General features: G+C 62.4%; 20 protein-coding genes. 6 read left to right on the top strand and 14 right to left on the bottom strand.

Annotation, left to right across the window (positions count from 1 at the left end):
• Positions 1-450: 450 nt before the first annotated feature.
• Positions 451-1,548, top strand: a complete 1,098-nt coding sequence (locus BPRO_RS23025; protein ID WP_011485472.1) for an ornithine cyclodeaminase — start codon at positions 451-453, stop codon at positions 1,546-1,548.
• On the top strand, positions 1,545-2,459 hold the full coding sequence (gene rocF / locus BPRO_RS23030) for an arginase (RefSeq protein WP_011485473.1): 915 nt from the start codon (positions 1,545-1,547) through the stop codon (positions 2,457-2,459). Before BPRO_RS23025 ends, rocF begins: the two co-directional genes overlap by 4 nt.
• A gap of 26 nt (positions 2,460-2,485) precedes the next feature.
• Here rocF and lptE read toward each other — a convergent pair whose 3' ends face one another.
• The 6 genes from lptE to BPRO_RS23060 form a co-directional block, all read right to left on the bottom strand.
• Positions 2,486-2,992 (bottom strand): LPS assembly lipoprotein LptE, encoded by a 507-nt coding sequence (lptE, locus tag BPRO_RS23035; protein ID WP_011485474.1) that lies wholly within the window; start codon positions 2,990-2,992, stop codon positions 2,486-2,488.
• 46 nt (positions 2,993-3,038) lie between these two features.
• Complete coding sequence (leuS, locus tag BPRO_RS23040) at positions 3,039-5,699, bottom strand: leucine--tRNA ligase (RefSeq protein WP_011485475.1); 2,661 nt, start codon at positions 5,697-5,699, stop codon at positions 3,039-3,041.
• 140 nt (positions 5,700-5,839) lie between these two features.
• Positions 5,840-6,268 (bottom strand): ExbD/TolR family protein, encoded by a 429-nt coding sequence (locus BPRO_RS23045; protein ID WP_011485476.1) that lies wholly within the window; start codon positions 6,266-6,268, stop codon positions 5,840-5,842.
• A 26-nt stretch (positions 6,269-6,294) separates the two neighbouring features.
• Positions 6,295-6,939: a MotA/TolQ/ExbB proton channel family protein gene (locus BPRO_RS23050; protein ID WP_011485477.1), complete on the bottom strand. Its 645-nt coding sequence runs from the start codon at positions 6,937-6,939 to the stop codon at positions 6,295-6,297.
• 151 nt (positions 6,940-7,090) lie between these two features.
• Positions 7,091-7,906 (bottom strand): 4-hydroxy-tetrahydrodipicolinate reductase, encoded by an 816-nt coding sequence (gene dapB / locus BPRO_RS23055; protein WP_041390177.1) that lies wholly within the window; start codon positions 7,904-7,906, stop codon positions 7,091-7,093.
• Between the two features lie 8 nt (positions 7,907-7,914).
• Positions 7,915-8,472, bottom strand: coding sequence for an outer membrane protein assembly factor BamE (locus BPRO_RS23060; protein WP_041389034.1), 558 nt, complete (start codon positions 8,470-8,472; stop codon positions 7,915-7,917).
• 105 nt (positions 8,473-8,577) lie between these two features.
• Here BPRO_RS23060 and fur point away from each other — a divergent pair, with 105 nt between their 5' ends.
• Positions 8,578-9,036 carry a ferric iron uptake transcriptional regulator gene (fur, locus tag BPRO_RS23065; RefSeq protein WP_041389035.1) on the top strand — a complete coding sequence of 153 codons (459 nt, stop codon included), beginning with the start codon at positions 8,578-8,580 and terminating at the stop codon, positions 9,034-9,036.
• Between the two features lie 203 nt (positions 9,037-9,239).
• On the opposite strand, the gene hprK is transcribed toward fur, so the two are convergent.
• The 3 genes from hprK to hpf all read right to left on the bottom strand — a co-directional run bounded on the left by hprK (position 9,240) and on the right by hpf (position 11,224).
• Positions 9,240-10,190 (bottom strand): HPr(Ser) kinase/phosphatase, encoded by a 951-nt coding sequence (gene hprK / locus BPRO_RS23070; RefSeq protein WP_011485481.1) that lies wholly within the window; start codon positions 10,188-10,190, stop codon positions 9,240-9,242.
• A gap of 41 nt (positions 10,191-10,231) precedes the next feature.
• Positions 10,232-10,705 (bottom strand): PTS IIA-like nitrogen regulatory protein PtsN, encoded by a 474-nt coding sequence (gene ptsN, locus BPRO_RS23075; protein WP_011485482.1) that lies wholly within the window; start codon positions 10,703-10,705, stop codon positions 10,232-10,234.
• Positions 10,706-10,894: 189 nt separating this feature from the next.
• Positions 10,895-11,224: a ribosome hibernation-promoting factor, HPF/YfiA family gene (gene hpf / locus BPRO_RS23080; RefSeq protein ID WP_011485483.1), complete on the bottom strand. Its 330-nt coding sequence runs from the start codon at positions 11,222-11,224 to the stop codon at positions 10,895-10,897.
• A 551-nt stretch (positions 11,225-11,775) separates the two neighbouring features.
• Here hpf and BPRO_RS23085 point away from each other — a divergent pair.
• Together BPRO_RS23085 and corA are read left to right on the top strand one after the other, a co-directional pair.
• Entirely contained in the window at positions 11,776-13,002 is a 1,227-nt protein-coding gene (locus BPRO_RS23085) for a patatin-like phospholipase family protein (protein ID WP_011485484.1), read from the top strand.
• A 198-nt stretch (positions 13,003-13,200) separates the two neighbouring features.
• Positions 13,201-14,187 (top strand): magnesium/cobalt transporter CorA, encoded by a 987-nt coding sequence (gene corA, locus BPRO_RS23090; protein WP_011485485.1) that lies wholly within the window; start codon positions 13,201-13,203, stop codon positions 14,185-14,187.
• A gap of 92 nt (positions 14,188-14,279) precedes the next feature.
• Here the strand turns inward: corA and pyrF are convergent, their stop codons facing one another.
• Both pyrF and ltrA read right to left on the bottom strand, forming a co-directional pair.
• Positions 14,280-15,110: an orotidine-5'-phosphate decarboxylase gene (pyrF, locus tag BPRO_RS23095; protein ID WP_198140963.1), complete on the bottom strand. Its 831-nt coding sequence runs from the start codon at positions 15,108-15,110 to the stop codon at positions 14,280-14,282.
• A gap of 99 nt (positions 15,111-15,209) precedes the next feature.
• A complete protein-coding gene (gene ltrA, locus BPRO_RS23100; protein ID WP_011485487.1) occupies positions 15,210-16,967 on the bottom strand; it encodes a group II intron reverse transcriptase/maturase in 1,758 nt (585 codons plus the stop codon).
• Positions 16,968-18,197: 1,230 nt separating this feature from the next.
• Between ltrA and BPRO_RS23105 the strand changes: the two genes are divergently transcribed.
• Positions 18,198-19,094, top strand: coding sequence for a DMT family transporter (locus BPRO_RS23105; RefSeq protein WP_011485488.1), 897 nt, complete (start codon positions 18,198-18,200; stop codon positions 19,092-19,094).
• Between the two features lie 4 nt (positions 19,095-19,098).
• Here BPRO_RS23105 and BPRO_RS23110 read toward each other — a convergent pair whose 3' ends face one another.
• The 3 genes from BPRO_RS23110 to tsaB are packed head-to-tail and all read right to left on the bottom strand — an operon-like array spanning position 19,099 to position 21,210.
• Positions 19,099-19,881, bottom strand: coding sequence for a uracil-DNA glycosylase family protein (locus BPRO_RS23110; RefSeq protein WP_011485489.1), 783 nt, complete (start codon positions 19,879-19,881; stop codon positions 19,099-19,101).
• 23 nt (positions 19,882-19,904) lie between these two features.
• Complete coding sequence (rimI, locus tag BPRO_RS23115) at positions 19,905-20,408, bottom strand: ribosomal protein S18-alanine N-acetyltransferase (protein ID WP_011485490.1); 504 nt, start codon at positions 20,406-20,408, stop codon at positions 19,905-19,907.
• Between the two features lie 19 nt (positions 20,409-20,427).
• Entirely contained in the window at positions 20,428-21,210 is a 783-nt protein-coding gene (gene tsaB, locus BPRO_RS23120; RefSeq protein WP_011485491.1) for a tRNA (adenosine(37)-N6)-threonylcarbamoyltransferase complex dimerization subunit type 1 TsaB, read from the bottom strand.

Below are 21,210 nucleotides of genomic sequence, written 5' to 3' on the forward strand. Positions count from 1 at the left end.
GCGTCCCTTAGGGACGCAATTCACCATTACCGCACCCTGAAAGCGCGGGCTGGAGCAGCCAAATTAGAGCCATTTGGCTGCTACAAAGTTAACCCTTTTGAGGGGGCTGAATGGAACCTCCTGAGAGGGAAACCATCCACTGATAAAGACGATCACAAGGATCGAATGAAGCGACTTCGAGTCGCACCATGGCTGAAGTTTAGCGCCCTCTGTCCGTGGGCCGGAATGGGTGGAACCCATCAAAATGACAATTTTTTCTGCCACTTTGATCGATTAACCGCTTAAATTGCAAGGTTTTCTGTCTTTTCTTTATCACCGCTCCTTCAGACAATGGAGCCTTGAACGGGTTTGAGGGGGCCTGAATGGGCGACATCCCCTGTTCCCGCCCGGGAAGCCGCCCGCCATCGACACCGCACAGGCGACACCGTGCAGACACAAGAAAGACAGACCATGGTTGACTATATTGGCATTGCAAACATCCAGAAAATGGTGGGCGCGCTGGGCCCCGCTGTATTCATTGAGGGCCTGGCCGCCGAAATCGAGGCCGACTACCGGCGCTGGGGGGAATTTGACAAGTCCGCCCGCCACGCCATTCATTCACCGGTGGGTGTCATCGAGTTGATGCCGACCAGCGACGGCCAGATGTACTCCTTCAAGTATGTCAACGGTCATCCCAAAAACACCGCGCTCGGCCTGCTCACAGTCACCGCCTTTGGTGTTCTGGCGGACGTCAAGACCGGCTACCCGCTGCTGCTGTCCGAGCTGACGGTCACCACCGCGTTGCGCACGGCGGCCATGTCGGCGCTGGCCGCGCGCTGGATGGCACGGCCGGACAGCCGCGTCATGGCGCTGATCGGCAATGGCGCGCAAAGCGAATTCCAGGCCATCGCGTTCCACCACATGCTGGGCATTCGGGAGATACGGCTCCATGACGTGGACCGCAAGGCAATGGACAAGCTGGCGCGCAACCTTCACGAACTGGGCCTGCGCGACCTGCAGGTCAGGCTGTGCAAGTCTGCCGCCGACGCCGTGCAGGGCGCCGACGTTGTCACCACCGTCACAGCCGACAAACGCAATGCCATCATCCTGACCCCCGAGATGATTGCGCCCGGCATGCATCTGAACGCCGTGGGAGGCGACTGCCCGGGCAAGACCGAGTTGCACGCCGACATCCTGCGGCGCACCGACGCACGCGTGATCGTGGAGTACGAGCCCCAGTCGCGCATTGAAGGCGAGATCCAGCAAATGCCGGCCGACTTTGCGGTGACGGAGTTTGCCCAGGTACTCAGCGGTGAGGCCGCCGGCCGCGCCTCGCCGGCTGAAGTGACGATTTTTGACTCGGTGGGCTTCGCGCTGGAGGATTACTCGGCCCTGCGCTATTTGTATAAACTGCAGCAGGTGCAAAGCCTGCGCCAGGAGATCGATTTGGTTCCCGATCTGGACAATCCGAAAAACCTGTTTGGCCTGTTGGCAGCCGCCCCCGGGGGCACAACCCAGGCGGCCCCGGGACTGGTCAAACCCTTCGCTGCCGAATTGACCTCGACATGACCAGACGCATCCGGCTGATTGGCGCCCCGACCGACATTGGCGCCAGTACCCGAGGCTCGTCCATGGGCCCAGAAGCGCTGCGCGTCGCGGGACTGCAGGCAACGCTGGAAGGCCACGGCCTGACCGTCGCGGACCAGGGCAATCTGGTGGGACCGGCCAACCCCTGGCAAGCATCCGTTAACGGCTACCGCCACCTGGCCGAAGTGGCTGCGTGGAACCGTTCGGTGCATGAGGCCGTGCATACCGCGCTCAGCGAAAACGACATGCCGATTTTGCTGGGAGGCGACCATTGCCTGGCCATTGGCTCCATCAGCGCGGTGGCGCGCCACTGCCGCAAGACCGGTCAGAACCTGCGCGTGCTGTGGCTGGACGCCCATGCCGACTTCAACACCAACGACCTGACGCCCACCGGCAACACGCACGGCATGCCGGTGGCCGTGCTGTGCGGCCACGGGCCTGCCGAGCTGACCGGCATAGGCGGCGTGGTGCCCGCCATCCAGCCCTCGGCCGTGCGGCAGATCGGCATCCGCAGCGTGGACCAGGGCGAAAAGCGCTTTGTCCGGGAATTGGGCCTCGAAGTGTTCGACATGCGTTACATCGACGAAATGGGCATGCGCCACACCATGCAGGCGGCACTGGCCGGCATGGACGACAACACCCACCTGCATGTGAGTTTTGATGTCGACTTTCTGGACGCCTCGTTTGCGCCCGGTGTGGGCACCGCCGTCAAGGGTGGGCCGACCTACCGCGAGGCCCAGCTGTGCATGGAGATGATTGCCGACACCGGCCGGCTGGCATCGCTGGATGTGATGGAGCTCAACCCGGCGCTGGATGTGCGCAACGGCACGGCCGAAGTGGCACTGGACCTGATGGAAAGCCTGTTCGGCAAGAGCACGCTGATGCGGCGCTAGTGCGAAGGGCCGGCGCCCGGTAGCGCCTAGATTTCCGTCACGGCCGCCAGGCGGCGCAGGACCTGCTGGACGATGTCGCTTTGCATGTCGCGGTAAAGCAGGTTCTCCTCCGCCTCCTTGGCCAGCACGGCGGACTCGTTGAAGCTGATGTCGCGCTGCTGCAGGATCTCGGTCTCCGGAATCAGCTCCTTGCCCGCCAGCGTGCGCAGCTTGAAACGAAAACGCATGCGCAACTGGAACTCGCGCACCTGGCCGGAGGCGTTGCGGCTGAGCACCTGCTTTTCCCGCTGGTCGCCCAGCACATCCAGAATGACCTGCGCATCCTTGATCTGCCGGCCGTCGGTGATCACCTTGACCTTGCGGGTGGACTCCAGCGAGCGCCGCAATTCCACGCCCAGCGGCGATGATTCGGGAAGGCCGCTGAACAGGGTTGTGAAGGCGTAGTCGGGCGCCTTGCGCAGCTGAAAACCACAGCCAGCCAGGCTCAGGGCGGCGGCGGAAGCCGTCAGTGACAGTAAAGCGCGACGCTGCATGGTTTGCCTTGTCTTGGGATTATCTTGGGACTATCTTGGGGTGATCTCAGACAACGATGTTGACCAGCCGGCCAGGCACCACGATGACCTTTTTGGCCGGCGCGCCGGCCGCCTGCTTGAGGAAAGCCTCCGACGCCAGCGCTGCGGCCTCGATGGTGGCCTTGTCGGCCCCGGCGGGAACCGTGACCGAACCCCGCAGCTTGCCATTGACCTGCAGCACCAGCTCGATCACATCCTGCTGCAGGGCGCCGCTGTCCACTTCAGGCCAGGGCGCATCCAGCAGATCGCCCTGCTGGGCCGCATAGCCCAGCTCTGACCACAGGGCGTGCGCCAGGTGCGGCGTGGCGGGGTAGAGACAGCGCAGCAGGATGCCGAAGCTTTCATGCAAAGCTTTATGGCTTCCAGCCGCACCGTCATTGGTGAAGTTTTCAAGCGCGTTGAGCAATTTCATGTTGCCCGATACCACCGTGTTGTATTGCATACGCTGGTAGTCGTAGTCGATCTGCTTGAGCACTGTGTGGATCTCACGGCGCAATTCTTTAGCTTCCTTGCCGTACTCGGCTACAAACCCTGCAGCCTGCGCAGCAGCTGCAGCAGTTTTGGCGGCACTCAGCTTGACTCCGAAATTCCAGACACGGCGCAAAAAGCGGTAAGAGCCTTCCACCGCCGCATCATTCCACTCCAGCGTGGCTTCGGGCGGTGCGGTGAACATGGTGTACAGGCGCGCGGTGTCGGCGCCGTATCGCTCGATCAGGTCCTGGGGGTCGACACCGTTGTTCTTGGATTTGCTCATGGTGCCCACGCCTTCGTAGTTCACCAGCAGGCCGTCGCTCTTGCGCTTCGCGCCGGTCACCTTGCCCGCGGCGTCATGGATGTCTTCCACTTCGCTGGGCCAGAAATATTCGATACCGCCTTTGTCACCCTTGCGCGAGTAGATGTGGTTGAGCACCATGCCCTGCGTCAGCAGCTTGGTAAAGGGCTCATCGATCTTCACCAGGCCCAGGTCGCGCATGACCTTGGTCCAGAAACGCGCATACAGCAGGTGCAGGATGGCATGCTCGATGCCGCCTATGTACTGGTCCATCGGCATCCAGTAGTCGGCCCCTCCGGCGACCATCTGCTGGTCGTTCTTCGGGTCGCAGTAGCGCATGTAGTACCACGATGAATCGACAAAGGTGTCCATGGTGTCGGTCTCGCGGCGCGCCGGCTTGCCGCACACCGGGCAGACGACACCCGCGTGAAAACCTTCGTGCCTGTGCAGCGGGTTGCCCGAGCCATCGGGCACGCAGTCCTGCGGCAGCACCACCGGCAGGTCTTTCTCGGGAACCGGCACGGCGCCGTGTTCATCGCAATGAATGATGGGGATGGGCGTACCCCAGTAGCGCTGGCGGCTGACGCCCCAGTCGCGCAGGCGCCAGGTGGTTTTCTTCTCGCCCAGGCCCTTGGCGGCCAGGTCGGCGGCCACGGCATCGACGCAGGCCTTCAAGCCCAGGCCGTCGTACTTGTCGGAGTTGATCGCCACGCCCTGCTGCTTGTCGCCGTACCAGTCCGCCCAGGCCTCCAGGCTGTAGGCCTGGCCTTTCACATCGGTCACCTGTTTGATGGGCAGGCCGTATTTTTTGGCGAACTCGAAATCACGTTCGTCATGCGCGGGCACGCCCATCACGGCGCCGTCGCCATAGCTCATGAGCACGTAGTTGCCGACCCAGACCTCGACCTGCTCGCCCGTCAGCGGGTGCGTCACAAAGAGGCCGGTGGGCTTGCCTTTTTTCTCCTGCGTGGCCAGCTCGGCCTCGGTGGTGCCGCCGGCCTTGCATTCCTCAATGAACGCGGCGAGCTGCGGATTCAGGGCGGCGGCATGCAGCGCCAGCGGGTGCTCGGGGGCGACCGCGCAGAAGGTGACGCCCATGATGGTGTCGGCTCGGGTGGTGAACACATACATCTTCCCGCCGCCGATCAGCGCGCCGGAGGCATCCCTGATGTCGTGCGTGAAGGCAAAGCGCACCCCTTCGCTTTTGCCGATCCAGTTTTCCTGCATCAGCCTGACACGCTCGGGCCAGCCCGGCAGCTGGTGCTGCACGTGGCCCAGCAGCTCTTCAGCGTAGTCGGTGATCTTCAGGTAGTAGCCGGGGATCTCGCGCTTTTCCACCGTCGCGCCGGTGCGCCAGCCCTTGCCGTCGATCACCTGCTCGTTGGCCAGCACGGTCTGGTCGACCGGGTCCCAGTTGACGACCTGGGTCTTGCGGTAGGCAATGCCTTTTTCCAGCATCTTCAAAAACAGCCACTGGTTCCACTTGTAGTAGCTTGGGTCACAGGTGGCCACCTCGCGGCTCCAGTCGATGGCCAGCCCCATCGCCTGCATCTGCTTTTTCATGTAGGCGATGTTGTCGTAGGTCCACTGCGCCGGTGGCACGCCGTTTTTCATCGCGGCGTTTTCGGCAGGCAGGCCGAAGGCATCCCAGCCCATGGGCATGAGCACGTTGTAGCCCTTCATGCGCAGGTAGCGCGTGAGCATGTCGTTGATGGTGTAGTTGCGCACATGGCCCATGTGCAGCTTGCCGCTCGGGTAGGGCAGCATGGAGCAGGCGTAGTACTTGCCCCTCGGCTTTTTGCCGCTGGTGTCTTCGGTGACGCGGTAGGCGTCCGCGGCGATCCATTGGGCTTGAGCGCTGCGCTCGACGTCGAGGTGGTTGTATTTGTCTTGCATGGGGATAGCGCCCGAAAGTTTGGCTTCCTTCGGTCGCACAATAAGTTCGGGCGGTAAAAGGGGCGGTTAACAACAGTGAAAAAAGCCGGGCAGCCCCGTCGCTTTTTCCAGATCTTCAGAAATGGTGGCTGGCCGTAATTTTACGGGCGCGCTGCGGGCTTGGGCTCGGCGACAAAACCGATGCGGCTGAGCCCGGCTTTTTGCGCCACACCCATCACCTCCACCACCCGGCCGTAGGGCACGGCCTCATCGGCGCGCAACTGCACCTCGGTATCGGGGTTGCGGCCCGCGGTTTGCGCCAGGTCCCGCGCCAGCTCGTCCAGCTTCACGGGCTTGTCGTTCAGAAAGACCTGGCCCGATTTGTCGACCACCAGCGTGACAAACCGGGGCACGTCACTCGACTGGGCCCCCTCGGCCTTGGGCAGGTCGAGCCGGATGGTGCTGGCCAGCAAGGGCGCCGTGATGATGAAAATGACCACCAGCACCAGCATCACGTCCACCAGCGGCGTGACATTGATATCGCTCATGGGCTGCGGGCCCTGGATGCGTTCGAGTCGGCCAAATCCCATGGTGCATGCGTTCCTGGTTTGAGGGCTCAGCCCCGATGGCCCGCCAGCAACTCCCGCAAATCGCGCGCAAACCCTTCCAGGTCGGCTTCGATGCGGCCAATGTGGCGGCCAAAGATGTTGTAGGCCAACACGGCGGGAATCGCGACCGCCAGGCCGGCGGCCGTCATGATGAGCGCCTCGCCCACCGGCCCCGAGACCTTGTCTATCGTGATCTGGCCAGCCGACGCGATGCCAATCAATGCATGGTAAATGCCCCAGACGGTGCCGAGCAGGCCCACGAACGGTGCAGTCGAGCCGACGGTAGCCAGCAAGACCTGGCCGAACTGCAGCTTGTGCAGGATGGCGTGCAGGGCATCGCGCAGCACGCGGGTTAGCTGCTGGGCGCGGTCGCCGGCAGCGCCCAGGGTGCCAATGGCCCTTAACTTCGTGGCATCAATCAAGGGCAACACCAACGCTTCACGGTCAAAAGCGGCAACTTTCTGGCTGGCCTCCTCGATCGACACCGACTGCCAGAAAACAGCGGTACTGCGCGCCACATCGCCCAGCGCGCGGTGCAGCAGCCAGGCCTTCCACAGGATCACCACCCAGCTGGCCACCGACATGGCCAGCAGCAGCACCGCGACCAGCTGGCTGACAACGCCGCCCTGGGTCATGAGGCTGAAGAAATTCATACCAGCCCTTCACGAGGAGATGGGGCTGAACTTGCTCGGGGCGGCCCTTCGCGGCGTTCGTTGGCCCCCACGCTTTTCACTGCGTGTAATGCGCTGCCCCCCAGGGGGGCTGAACTTGCTCGGGGCGGCCCTTCGCGGCGTTCGGCGGGGCTCATTTCAGGTTGAGGACGTCAAACATGTCAAACAGGCCGCTGGGCTGGCCGGCCAGGAAACGGGCGGCGCGCAGGCTGCCCTGCGCGTAGGTGGCCCGGCTCGATGACTTGTGGGTGATCTCGATGCGCTCGCCGGTGCCGGCAAACAGTACCGTGTGGTCACCCACGATGTCGCCGCCGCGGATGGTGGCAAAGCCGATGCTGGAGGGGTCGCGTTCGCCGGTGACGCCTTCGCGGGCGTAGACGGCGCAATCCTTCAGGTCGCGGCCCAGCGCGCCGGCAATCACTTCGCCCATCTTGAGGGCGGTGCCCGAGGGCGCATCCACCTTGTGGCGATGGTGGGCCTCAATGATTTCGATGTCGTAGCCTGTGGACAGCGCCCTGGCGGCCATCTCCAGCAGCTTGAGCGTGACGTTGACGCCCACGCTCATGTTGGGGGCCATGACGATGGCAATGTCTTTGGCGGCTGCGGCTATCTCGGCCTTCTGCGCTTCTGAAAAGCCGGTGGTGCCTATCACCAGCTTGACGCCGAGTTCACGGCACACCTTCAGGTGCGCCAGCGTGCCTTCGGGGCGGGTGAAATCGATCAGTACGCCAGCGTTTTGCAAACCCTGGCGGACATCGGCACTGATGGGAACACCGCTGGTCAGTCCGGAAAATGCCGCTGCATCCATACCGATGGCCGGGCTGGCGGCCACGTCGAGCGCGCCCGTCAGCAGGCAGTCGCTGCTGGCGCTCACCGCTTCAATCAGCATGTGGCCCATGCGGCCACTGGCGCCGGCTACCGCGATACGGTGGGGGCGAGCGTCCATCATGCCCCCGCTCACTGTTTCGGGCTTTCGAGCGGTGGGTAGACCGTGGTTTGCGGGCTTGCCGGCGGTGCGGCAACGGCGGCGGCAGACCCTGCGGCGGGCTTGGCAGCAGACGGCTTCTCGGCGGCCTTCAATTGCTCTTCGGTGGCTTCCAGCGGAGGGACTTTGCCCAGTTTGCGCTTGTTGTCCAGCTTGGCGATGAACTCCGCCTCGCTGGGCATGGCGTCGCCGGCAAAGCGCTCGAGCTGGTCACCGTTGAAGAACACGGTGTATTTGTAGGTCTGGGAGTCAACGCCTTGCCGCTTCAGCGTGAAGACATAGTCCCAGCGGTCGGCATGGAAAAGGCTCGCCATCAGGGGCGTACCGAGAACTGCCCGGACCTGGTCGCGGCTCATGCCGGGCCGCAGCTGCTCAACCTGCTCACTGGAGATGAAGTTGCCCTGGATCACATCCACCTTGTAGGGGGTCACCCAGTTGACCGGATTGATCGCGCTGCTGCAGGACGCCAGCACCGCGCATGCCAAGACGATGGAAGCTGTTTGGATGCTGTAATGATGATTTGCAGACATGGAATTGGGTGTAGCGATATGATTGATCATTGTAGCGGCTGGGTGCATCCCGACCCCGGATCCGGCCGCCAGGGGCCGTGCGCCCTGTCCCCGAAAGAGATTCCCATGAGCAACATTGACGAGTTAAAAAGCACCGGCCTCAAGGCCACCTTGCCGCGCCTGAAGATCCTGGAGATTTTTCAGGCTGGCAAGCAGCGCCACATGACGGCGGAAGACGTCTTCCGGGTACTGCTGGAAGACCGGTCGGATATCGGCCTAGCCACCGTCTACCGCGTGCTGACCCAGTTCGAGCAGGCGGGGCTGCTCAATCGCAGCAATTTCGAGTCGGGCAAGGCGGTCTACGAGATCAATGAAGGCCAGCACCACGACCACCTGGTGTGCCTGGATTGCGGCAAGGTTGAGGAGTTTTACGACGCCGAGATTGAAAAACGCCAGCATGCCGTGGCCAAGGCCAAGGGGTTTGCCATCGCCGACCACTCCCTCTCGATGTACGCCAATTGCACCAAGGACAACTGCCCCAACCGGGGAACCGCGCCCGTGCGCCATCACCACCACCACCTCTGAGTTTTCAGAGAAGAGGCCGTACCGGCCCAATCGGAACAGGCGCAGCCGGCTATTAATTCAGTGGCACATCAGCCCCCGAGGGGCTGGAGCCTGCGTGGGGGCTTTTCCCTCCAGCAGGGGCCGCGGAACCGGCTTAGCCGGGCCGCAGGCGCAGCGGCCCCCTCGGGGGGCAGCGAAGCACTCGCAGTGGCGGGCGTGGGGGCTCAATCATCCTGCTCCATCGCCTTGCGATGCCGCTCCACGAACTCCTGGTAGGTATTGATGCCGCGCAGCTGCAGGATGGCATTGCGCACGGCGGCCTCTACCAGCACGGCGATGTTGCGGCCGGCTTCCACCTGGATGATGACCTTGCGCACGGGAATCCCCAGCACGTCCTGGGTCAGCGGCTCGTAGGGGATGCGCTCGTAGTCGCGCTCCAGGGTCTCGCGGCGCACCAGGTGGACGATCATCTTCAGGCGCATCTTGCGGCGAACCGCCGTCTCGCCAAAAATTGCCTTGATGTCCAGCAGGCCAATCCCCCGCACTTCGAGCAGGTTTTGCAGCAACTCGGGGCAGCGCCCCTCAATCGTGGTCTGGTTGATGCGGTAAAGATCCACCGCGTCGTCAGCCACCAGGCCATGCCCCCGCGAAATCAGCTCCAGCCCCAGCTCGCTTTTGCCCAGACCGGACTCGCCGGTGATCATGACGCCCATGCCCAGAATGTCCATGAAGACACCGTGCATGGAGGTGCGGTCGGCAAAGTGCTTGGACAGGTAGGCCCGCAACACGTCAATCACGAAGGCGGCCGACTCCGGCGTGGCAAACATCGGCAGCTGTGCGCGCTCGCACATCGACAGCAAGGTGTCGGGCGCCGTCTGGTCGTCGGCCACCACCAGCACCGGCGGCTCCAGCGTGATGATGCGGGAGATGCGACGGGCACAGTCGTCGGGACTCTCGTTGGTCAGGTAAGCGACTTCGCGCTCGCCGAGGATCTGCACGCGGTAAGGGTGGATGTAGTTGAGGTAGCCCACCAGGTCGGCGCCGGAGCGCGCTGCGCGCACGGCCACTTCGTCAAAACGCCTTTCGGAGGCGCCCAGGCCAGCCACCCACTGCCACTTCAGGGCGGCGCGGTGGTCCTCAAACAGAACGTCTGCGCTGACAACGGTGGGCTTCATGCCGGCCTGTTACTCAAGATCACGACTCAAACCGCCCCAACCTAGGAGCTGACTTCATGGACAGAGTGCCACGATGCAATCAGGTGGTGTAGCGCCGCAGCATCCGTGCTCGTCTTGAGCTGCTCGCGCAGCGTGCTGTCACTGAGCAGCTCGGCAATTTCAGAGAGGATTTCAAGGTGTTTTTGCGTGGCGGCCTCCGGCACCAGCAGAAAAATCAGCAAACCGACGGGCTGCTCATCGGGCGCATCGAAACCGATGGGGGCCTGCAGCTGGAAAACTGCGGCCATCGGGGCCTTCAGGCCCTTGATGCGGCCATGCGGAATGGCCACGCCATGGCCAAGACCGGTCGAGCCCAGGCGCTCACGCGCGAACAGGCTGTCGGTGATCAGCGCGCGATTCAGACCGTGCTGGTTCTCAAACAACAGACCGGCTTCTTCAAAAGCACGCTTTTTGCTGGTTGCTTCAACACTGACCAGCACTTGAGAGGGGGGCAAAATTTGCGAAAGACGGTTCATAACGATCTTTTAGTCGCCGAATTATGCACTTTACAGCGGGTTTGAAGGCAGAAGGGGCATAAAAAAGCCGCTTGCGCGTACAAGCGGCTCGTCAGAACACACACTAACTTACCCAATGACACAAGGGGTGCCCGAAGGGCAGGGCCAAGTGCCAACGACGGGCTGCCTTTCGGCGCAACCCCGCGGGAGTCAGGCTTGTCGCTTGGCGGCAACGTGGTGGTGATCCTTGGTTTTGGTTTTGTAGCGCCCGACCTGACGGTCAAGCTTGTCAGTCAATTCATCAACGGCGGCGTAAAGATCAGCGTGAGAACTCTCGGCAAACAGATCGCGGCCCTTGACATGCACATTGCATTCGGCCCGCTGGCGTCTTTCCTTTTCCTTCATGTTGTCCACTGTCAACAGGACTTTTACATCTACTACCTGGTCGAAGTGCCGGGTAATTCGATCCAGCTTGCTTGTCACATAACCGCGCAGCGCGGGGGTAACTTCAAGATGGTGACCGCTGATCGTCAAGTTCATAAAGAGACTCCTTTTCCAAAGTTGGAGCTGGGTTGAAAACACCGCCCGACCGGAGAAGGCAGGACGGCAGACGGGGACAACTCTCTTGGATTCACTATGCGCCCGAAGCCCTGTAATTGCAAGCCAGCCTGGTAATAACCCGTGAAGCGCGCCCGCCGCCGACCGGACAGCCCCCAGACAGGCCCTGCACCGGGCCCAGCCACCTGGCGCCGCTCGCCGGGTCCAAGTCCTTGATTTGCCGGGATTTCCGAACAGAGCCGAACCGTGGCCGGCCACCCGACAGTTGTGCCGGACTTTCTCCCGCGATCAAGCGCGGACGGCAAAAGAAAGGTCGATAACCGCTGGATTTACTCAGGTTTTGAGGGACTGCAGCGTGATGCTGCTGTGGCCAGGACAAAACACTTGATTGGCCAGGTGAACAGCTGGCCTGCAATTTATCGTTTTCCACAGCCCGGGTGATGTAGGCTCCACGAAATGGTGCGTCATGGGATATTCGGGAATCACGCTTTATTGCACCCTCGCACGATGACAGTCGCACCGATCGGCTCAGCATGTCACTAGAATCCATCCTCTCCGGCCTGGCGGACCCCAAGGAAGAGCTCAATGCCCTGGTGCTGATGGGCGGGGGTGCGCGTACCGCCTATCAGGCGGGCGTCCTCCACGCCCTGTCCAGCATGCTGAGCCTTCAGGGCGACACGTTCAACGAGCGTTTTCCCTTCAAGATCCTGGTGGGAACGTCTGCCGGCGCGCTTAACGCCGCCTTCCTGGCCAGCCGCGCCGACGAAGGATTGCGGGCCTTTGGTCAGCTGGCCAGCTTCTGGACGACGCTGCGTTCGTCGCACGTGTACGATCTCAAAGTTCCAACCTGGATACGCTCGAACCGGATTGTGGCGGCCCTGTTTTTGTCGCAGCAGGTGCGCGCCCAGCAGTCGCTGCTGGACAACACGCCGCTGGTAGACACGCTGCACCGCAGCATTTCGCTGGAACGGATTGACCAGGCACTGCAGGACCGGACGCTGCACTCGCTGGCGATCTCCGCCTCCAGCTACAGCAGCGGGGTGCACTGGACGTTTTGCCAAATGGACCCGTACCGGCAGATCGATTTGTGGAGCCGGCCGGGCCGGCGCGCCGAGTTCCAGCCCATCACCATCGAGCATCTGATGGCCTCCAGCGCCCTTCCCTTCCTGTTTCCGTCCACACCGCTGTGGGTGGATGGCCATCGCGAGTTTTTTGGCGATGGCTCGATGCGCCAGAGTTCGCCGCTGTCGCCCGCCCTGCACCTGGGTGCCGGCAAGGTGCTGGTGATCGGGGTCGGGCAGCCCGAGCGCGCCAGCTTTGCCGGCAACAACGGTCAGAGCGTCAGCGGCCGGCCCACCTTGGGGGCGATTGCCGGCCATGCCATGGCCAGCGTGTTTCAGGACACGCTGCAGGCCGATGTGGAGCAGGCCCAGCGGGTGAGCAGAACCATGCGCCAGCTGCCACGGGAAATCGCCGCCCTGTTGCCTTACCGGCCGGTCGAGGTACTGGCGATGGCCCCTTCGCAGTCGCTCGATGCACTGGCGCAGGCACATGCCGGTGAGCTGCCCACCGGCGCATACAACGCACTGGCGGGCCTGGGCGCGCTCGGCGCCAAAGGCAGCCCGGGTGGCGCAGCCCTGGCTAGCTACCTGTTGTTCGAGCCGGGCTTCGTCAAGGCACTGATGGCGCTGGGCGAGCAGGATGCCTATGCCCGAAAAGACGAGTTGCTGGCTTTTTTCGGCCTGGCGGGCGCTAGATAAATCGGCCTTGAAATGCCATAATCGCCGCTGATTCATTACGGAGAAATCCTTGGAAAGCAGCCCTAGTCGCTAGCTTTCAACACCGCAGACTGACGTGAAGTGTCGTTGGGGGGTTGAAAGCGATAGCGCCATCCACCTCCCCTTGCCCAAGGCGCGCATGCTCCTTGCGCTGACCCTTGAACCGATAGGCAGTCAGTCATGCTCAATATTTTCACGCTCGCCAACGGGCGGCTGTTCCAGGAAGAAATCGAGTCCCTGGAAGAACTCTCCAAATTCCAGCCCATCTGGGTGGACCTTGAGGCTCCTACCCTGGAAGAAAAGCGCTGGATCAAGCAGTACTACGGCCTGTCCATCCCTGAAGACGCGATGGACGAGGACATCGAGGAGTCCGCGCGCTTTTACGAAGAAGACAACGGCGAGTTGCACATCCGCTCCGACTTCCTGATTGCCGACGACGCGGAACCGCGCACGGTGCGGGTGGCCTTCATCCTGAACCTGGTGAATGACGACCTGAAAAGCAAGGGCGTGCTGTTTTCCATCCACGACGAGGATGTGCCGGTGTTCCGGCTGCTGCGCATGCGCGCTCGCCGCGCGCCAGGGCTGATTGAAGACGCCAAGGAAGTGCTGCTCAAGCTGTTTGACGCCGACGCCGAATACTCCGCCGACACCCTGGAAGGCATTTATGTCGAGCTGGAAAAAGTCAGCACCCAGGTGCTGTCGGGCGATGTGACCGACGCCCTAGCCGGCGAAGTGCTGGGCGCCATTGCGCGCCACGAAGACTTGAACGGCCGCATCCGCCGCAACATGATGGACACGCGCCGCGCGGTCAGCTTCATGATGCGCAGCAAGATGCTCAATGCCGAGCAGTTCGAGGAGGCGCGGCAAATCCTGCGCGACATTGACTCGCTCGACTCGCACACCGCCTTCCTGTTCGACAAGATCAACTTCCTGATGGATGCCACGGTCGGTTTCATCAACATCAACCAGAACAAGATCATCAAGATCTTCTCGGTCGCCAGCGTTGCGCTGCTGCCGCCCACGCTGATTGCCAGCGTGTATGGCATGAACTTCAAGCTCATGCCCGAGCTTGACTGGGCGCTGGGCTACCCCTATGCAATCGGACTCATGGCGGCCAGCGCGGTGGTACCGATGTGGTATTTCCGCAAACGCGGCTGGCTGAAGTAGCCTGCCGGCCAGCAGCACTCGGCAATACCCATACGCTATCAATTCAATAGCAATTGACGCCCGTTTTCACTCGCCAAAACCCTTACACCGCTTTACACCTCAAGACGCGCCGCCTCCAGCACATTGCGCGTCCTCACCGCTTCACGCCGTGCCGCCTCCGCAAAATCCTCTGCCGAAGACGCATACAGGATCGCCCTGGAAGAGTTCACGATGATGGACGCACCGGGCCGCCAGCCGGCGCGCACCGTCGCCACCGCATCGCCGCCCTGCGCACCGACGCCGGGAATCAGCAGCGGCAGCGTGGGGGCCACGCTGCGCACGCGCTCGATTTCCGCCGGGTAGGTGGCGCCCACCACGAGGCCGAGCTGGCCATTGAGGTTCCACGGTCCCTGGGCCAGGCGGGCCACGTGTTCGTAGAGCAAGGGCTGGCCGTCGATGCTGGCCAGGCGCTGGTTCTGCAGGTCGTCGCCGCCGGGATTCGAGGTGCGGCACAGCAGGAAGGCGCCCTTGCCCTCGTATTTCAGGTAGGGCTGCACCGAATCAAACCCCATGAAGGGTGACAGCGTCACCGCGTCGGCGCCATAGCGCTCGAACGCTTCCCTGGCGTACTGCTCGGCCGTGCTGCCGATGTCGCCGCGCTTGGCGTCGAGGATGATGGGCACCTGCGGCGCCACCCGGCGCATGTGCTCCATCAGGCGTTCGAGCTGGCCCTCGGCGCGGTGCGCAGCAAAGTAGGCGATCTGCGGCTTGAAAGCGATCACCAGGTCGGCGGTGGCATCGACAATGGCGGCGCAAAAGTCGTAGATCTTGTTGGCGTCGCCCTTGAGCTTGCCGGGGAATCGGGTGGGCTCCGGGTCCAGGCCCACGCACAGCATGGAGTTGTTCTGGCGTTCTGCGGCGCCCAGCATGTCGAGGAAGGTCATGGGCTTATTGGAGGGTAGGGATACCATCTCTCGATGATATCCCCCCCATCGAACCGAGCTTGCGACTTTCACCGCACACGGCTCACGTACGACCACTGACTACACAGCTTCAACAGGTTGCATAACCTTCGACTGCTTCGCCAGATTAAAGTCCCCCGTACCGGGGACCGGCTTGATAACCTTCAAACCTAGGGCGTGGACACGCCTGTGACAGATCGGATGTAACAGCACCCGATTGGAAAGAGCATCACTCCCTCCTAGCTGCCGATAGACGATATGGTGGTCGTCCATGTTTTCCTCAGCCATGTCGATTTCTTGCTGACAGAGAGCGCATTTACCACCTTGGTCGAACCACAGAGAGGCCCTCTGAGCGCTCCAAATGGTTTCACCCATCCTTCGTACTCGTAGTTTCTCTCCATCGGCGACCCAATCCGGGTGGAAGGGGTTGTAATCCCCCTTGACCTTGATGTGCCGGACAATTTTCATGTCCGACAGGCGATACAGCGGCAGCGGTATCCTTTCATCACCTCCGGAGGGGTCATCCTGCAAGCCCGCGAACTGTTTGCGTGAGCCACACTGTTTCCAGTAATGTCCGTACACCCAGCCCGCCGTCTTGCGCGGGTGCGTCCGCATACCCCAGCGCATCAGTCTCCAATAAATCAGAGAATCCACTTTGCTGAAAATCTGCTTGGCAACCGTGCCCTTGTGGTACTGAGCCCAACCTTTGAGGATTGGGTTCAGGCGCTTTATCAACGTTTCTACTGGAACCTTCGATAGCGACCCAGCGATTTCCTCCTTCACCTTGGCGTAGAACGCTTTCACGTTCTTCTGACTCGGCTTGATGAGTAGTTTCCCTCCGTATTTACGGAAGTTCCACCCTAGGAAGTCAAAACCTTGGTCAATGTGCACAATGCGCGTCTTTTCCGTGGACAGTGTCAACCCCCGCTCGCGCAAGAATTCAACAATCCAAGGTCGGACAGTGGTCTCAAGGAAGTCTTTTGAACTACCCGTCACCACGAAGTCATCTGCGTACCTTACCAAGTTCACCTTCACCTTTCCTGCCTGATTGACGCCCAGCTTTTCCCGGAGGAATTGCATGAGCCCCGTTTCCAGACCATTCAGGGTGATATTCGCTAATGCCGGCGAGATGACGCCGCCCTGCGGCGTACCGTCATCCGTGCGCTGGAGCTGACCCGCGTCAACGACTCCAGATTTCAACCACTTGCGCAGCATCACCTTGTCCATGTGGACGTGGTTCAGCAACCACTCATGGTTGATGTTGTCAAAGAACCCCGCGATGTCCGCATCCAATACCCATTGGGCCGAAGCCTTTTTGGATAAGCATACAAACAACTGAGACCGCGCGTCATGTGTGGATCGTCCTTTCCGGAACCCATACGAGTTCGGATCGGACGCACATTCCACAGCCGGTTCCAGCGCAAGCAGATAAAGTGCTTGCATCGCTCGGTCCTTCATAGTCGGCATGCCCAGGGGGCGTTCCTTTCCGTCGGCCTTCGGGATATAGGCCCGCCTTAGGGGGCGAGCCCGATACCCTTTAGGGTTCAGACAACTGATCGCATTCCATTTCTTTGTTGGCGTGTCCCAAAGTACGCAATCGACGCCACTCGTTCGCTTCCCTTGGTTCTCCGTTACTCGCCTGACTGCCAATGCCTTGGCTTGCCAGGATCGGATGAGACTTCGTGTGAGTCTTGCAACTCGTCGGAAGCCCTTCTCCTGTTCTGCCTGCGCTATGCGCATCTGCGCCTTCCCGACGAACTCCATGACTAGCTTCCAATCAATCGAATGCCATTCACTTGGTCCGTCTGGAGACGCAGCATCGTTGCCGATGTGTTCCATACCTTCTCCAGTTTGGTTTGACCCATTGAAGATGGCACTGACCCAGAGGGTCAGATACCCTCTGGGTCATTGATAAGTCGCAACGGCTTTACGCTGTCGCACCTGAGGCAAGTCTGCTCGCTTTCGCTTAGGCATGACCTATCCGATCCATTACAGACCGGCATTCGCTTTTTGCCTCTTCCTTTACCCCCTCCACCATGGCCTTTGATTGCTCGCGGGTTGCCAGCCCCTTGCGGGGCTGGCGGTGAGTGGGGCTTACCTCGTTTCCCTCTGTGCCCAGTCTGGTGGCTACCAGACCGACGGGGTTAGGGACTCTCTATCCGCCGGAAGTCGTTTTGGGAACGATGCGAAGTCCATGACATGCGCATCCTGACTCCGTGCCTTTTGGCCGCAGCTCCTCCTTTGCGGGAGAGACAAGCGTAAGCTGCTCAATAGTCACGACGGTTCAAACGAGAGTTCACATTACATTTCCCATACCCTGTACCTTCGCGTCTCCGCACAGTCTTGTTCTGTGAGTCGGCCAAGCTCGCGCATGACCTGTGTGCCGGGGCACGGGACGTTTAACCACAGCTCCGCACCCCCCGATTACTCAGGACGCACGTGTGGTGAAGGTCACCCCGTTCCAGGGGTGGTTTTGGTGGAAAACAAGACACAGAGAGCGGTTACGCTCCCCTACCAGTACAACCTGCTACAGATAAATTTGCAGCAAGAGGTAACAAGGCCTTTCCTTACGGAAATATGTCTCTAATTGGCGACGAATTGCATCCCTTGGGAACGCAATTCACCATTCCCGCGCCCTGAGGGAGCGGGCTGGAGCAGCCAAATAGAGCCATTTGGCTGCTACAAAGTTAACCCCTTTTGAGGGGGGCAGGATGGGACCTCCGGAGAGGGAAACCATCCACTGATAAAGACGATCACACGGATCGAATGAAGCGACTTCGAGTCGCACCATGGGCTTATTGTAAGAAGTGTGGCCCCCACGTTCGCTCTACTAGCGTGTAGCTCTCTGCCCCCCGAGGGGGCCGCTGCGCCTGCGGCCCGGCTAAGCCGGTTCCGCGGCCCCGGCTGGGTTGGAGAGCTGCCACTTCCGGCTAGTAGGGCCTCCACCCCGATTCGCTTCGCGGAGCAGAACCACAGGCGCCCAGCACGTCTGCACACAAACCGGGACAATCCACACCCACCCATCCGACGTTCCTCAGCGCCGGCCCTCCAGTACACCGGCGCATCCGCATGCAACTCAATCGCCAGCAGCTCCTGCTCCTTTGCCTCCTGACGCTCGCCTGGGGCCTGAACTGGCCCGTGATGAAAGTGGGCGTGGCCGACTTTCCTCCGTTGACGTTTCGCGCCATCTCGCTGTGGCTGGGCATCCCGGTGCTGGGCCTGGCCATGGTGCACCTGAGAGTTCCTTTTCTGATACCGAAAGGCAACTACCGCGAGCTGTTCTGGCTGGCGTTTACCAACATGTTCGTCTGGCATGCGCTGATCATCCTGGCGGTGAAAAACCTGAGCAGCGGTCGCGCCGCGATCCTGGGCTACACCATGCCGATTTTCTCGGCGCTGCTGGGCGCCTGTTTTTTTGGCGCACGCCTGAAGGCGCGCCACTGGCTAGGTGTGGCGGCCGCCGCCCTCGGCGTGGCCCTGCTGCTGTGGACCGAGCTGACCCTCCTGTCGGGCCGGCCGCTGGGGGTGTTGTGCGCGCTGGTGGCCGCCGCCGTGTGGGCCTTCGGCACGCAGCAGCTGCGCAACACCACGATCGCGGTCGCCACCCTGACCCTTTCGTTCTGGATGACCGTGATGACAGCCGTGGTGATGACGGCCCTGGGCCTGGCGTTTGAACAGGCGCAGTGGCGGGCGCCGTCGCCGCAGACCTGGGCGGCGATTGCCTACAACGCCGTGCTGATATTCGGTTTTGCCCACGCCGCCTGGTTCACGCTGGCGCGTGCCCTGCCGCCGGTCGCGTCCAGCCTGAGCGTGATGATGATTCCCGTCCTGGGCGTTTTCTCGGGGGCGCTGGGCTTGGGCGAAGTGCTGCACTGGCAGGATTGGACTGCCGTGGTCTTGATGGTGGTCGCCATCGCGTCGGTGCTGGTACCCGGCCGCTCGTCCGAAGCCGAAAAAGCAGGCTGAGAAATCAGTTGTCAGGGGATGCCGAACTGCGGGCCAGGCGCATGGCCAGGCACAGGTCTTCCCAGGCCTTGGCTTTGTCGGCCGGGTTGCGCAGCAGGTAGGTGGCGTCGTAGGTCACGACGGTGTTCGCACCGAGCACGCTGTGTACCTGGCCCCGGAGCCGGCCCAGGGGCTCGGTGGACTGCAACACCGCCTGCGCCGCCAGGCGGCCCATCACCAGCACCACGTCGGGCAGCGCATGGGCAGCCAGATCCGCCAGCGCCGCCTGCAGGCCGGCCGCCGCCGAGCCGGAGGCCGCCAGCCGGACCAGCGGCGCCAGCAACACGACGCCGGCCTGGTTCAAGCGGGCCGCGCGCAGCATGTTGTCGAGCAGCTTGCCAGCATCGCCGAGGAAGGGGCTGAAGGGCTCGGCCTGCAGGGCCGCGGCTGGCGTTTCGGCGAGCACCAGCCAGCGTGCGCCATGCGCCTGGGCTCCTTCCGCGTACAGCGCCTGCGCGGCGCCGACGCGCCAGCCCACCGGCCCGCCGCCCGGCTGCGCCTCGGCCCGGGGCGCTGAGGGCGCTTGGGGTGCTTGCGCAGGCACGGGGCGCTCTCGCACCGCAACCGGCCTGTTTTCAGGGAAATGAACCGCAGCCCCCGCCAACCCGGCACCAGGGACTACCGCATCCATGGCAGATTCGACCTCGGCTTGCACCGTTACGGGCCGGTCTGGCGCTTGCGGCAGCCAGACCCGCACCCCCATTTCGCGCAGCATGGCGCGCTGGCGTTTGTCGAGGGTCAGGCTCATTGGAGGGCTTTCACCATGAGGACTCACAGCGCCAGACTCATGACAATGGCGTCTTCGCGCCGCGCCGCGCCGGCCGGGTAGTAGTTGCGACGCGTGCCGACATGGCGAAAACCATAGCGTTCATAAACGGCCTGGGCGCGCACGTTGCTCATGCGCACTTCCAGCCACAGCCACTGCGCGCCCTGCCCGCGCGACCACAGGGCCAGCGCGTCCAGCATGACCTGCGCCCACCCCTGGCGCTGATGGGCTGGGGCCACGGTGATGTTGAGCAGATGCACCTCGTCCACACCCTTCATGGCCACAAAATAGCCCAGCAACTCGTTGTACGGGGGGCCACCGGCAGTCGGGCCCGCGTGGTTGCCGCCCGTCAGCAGCTGCGCCTGGTAGCCGGCCTTGAGCGAATCGGCGAAATTGCCCTGCGTCCACGGATGCTCGTAGGCGCTTTGCTCCACCCGCACGACCGCCTCCAGCCACGCGGGTGTCATGGCTTCGAACTGGGCTTCGAGGGGTTTGAAAACAGCGTTCATGGAAGGATGGCCAGCGGCTTCAGGCGGAGTTGGCGGCCGACAGGGCTGCAAGCGCCGCCCGGGCCTTGACCTCGGCCCGTTCGTCGGTGGTCAGCGCTACTTTATCGCGAACATAGATCGGCAGGGCCCCGGCCGCGTCCACGCAATACCCGGCGGCGGCCAAGGCCGGGGCCAGGCGCAGCATGGCGGTGGCGGTGGGCAGGGCCTCCAGCCGGGTGAGCGACGCGAGCCCCATAGGCAGACGGTCGGCATACACGCCGAACACATTCCCGACCCACAAGCCGGCGCCCGGCTCCAGCACCAGGTTTTCCGGCCGTACCAGTTCACAGTCGCCCAAGGGCGCGCAGGCGTCACCCCGGAACTCATAGCGTTGCACATACATTTCATCCATGCGTGCATCGAGCAGCGCCGTCACTCGCAGGATAGAGGACGCGCCAGGAGGGTTGCCGGCAGCCTGATGCCGCTGGAAGCGGGCCTCCTCCGCCACGGCCATCAGCGTGTCGATGGGCAAGACCGGAATACCGGCCCCGCCGTTGGCGCCAAACGCCAGGCCTTGCGCCACCGCGCAGGCCGTACGCAAGCCGGTGAACGAGCCGGGGCCGCGACCAAACGCAATCGCATCCAGCTGGCCCAGCGCCAGGCCCGCATCGGCCAGCAGGGCCAGGATCGCAGGAATCAGGGTGGCCGAGGCCTGTGCGCCACCCGCGCCACTGTGCTGCCAGACGCGCACGCCGTCCGTCAGCGCAATCGACATGCGATCGGTGCTGGTGTCAAACGCGAGGAATTTCCGGATTTCAGGCAT

This window comes from Polaromonas sp. JS666, assembly GCF_000013865.1.
Lineage (GTDB): Bacteria > Pseudomonadota > Gammaproteobacteria > Burkholderiales > Burkholderiaceae_C > Polaromonas.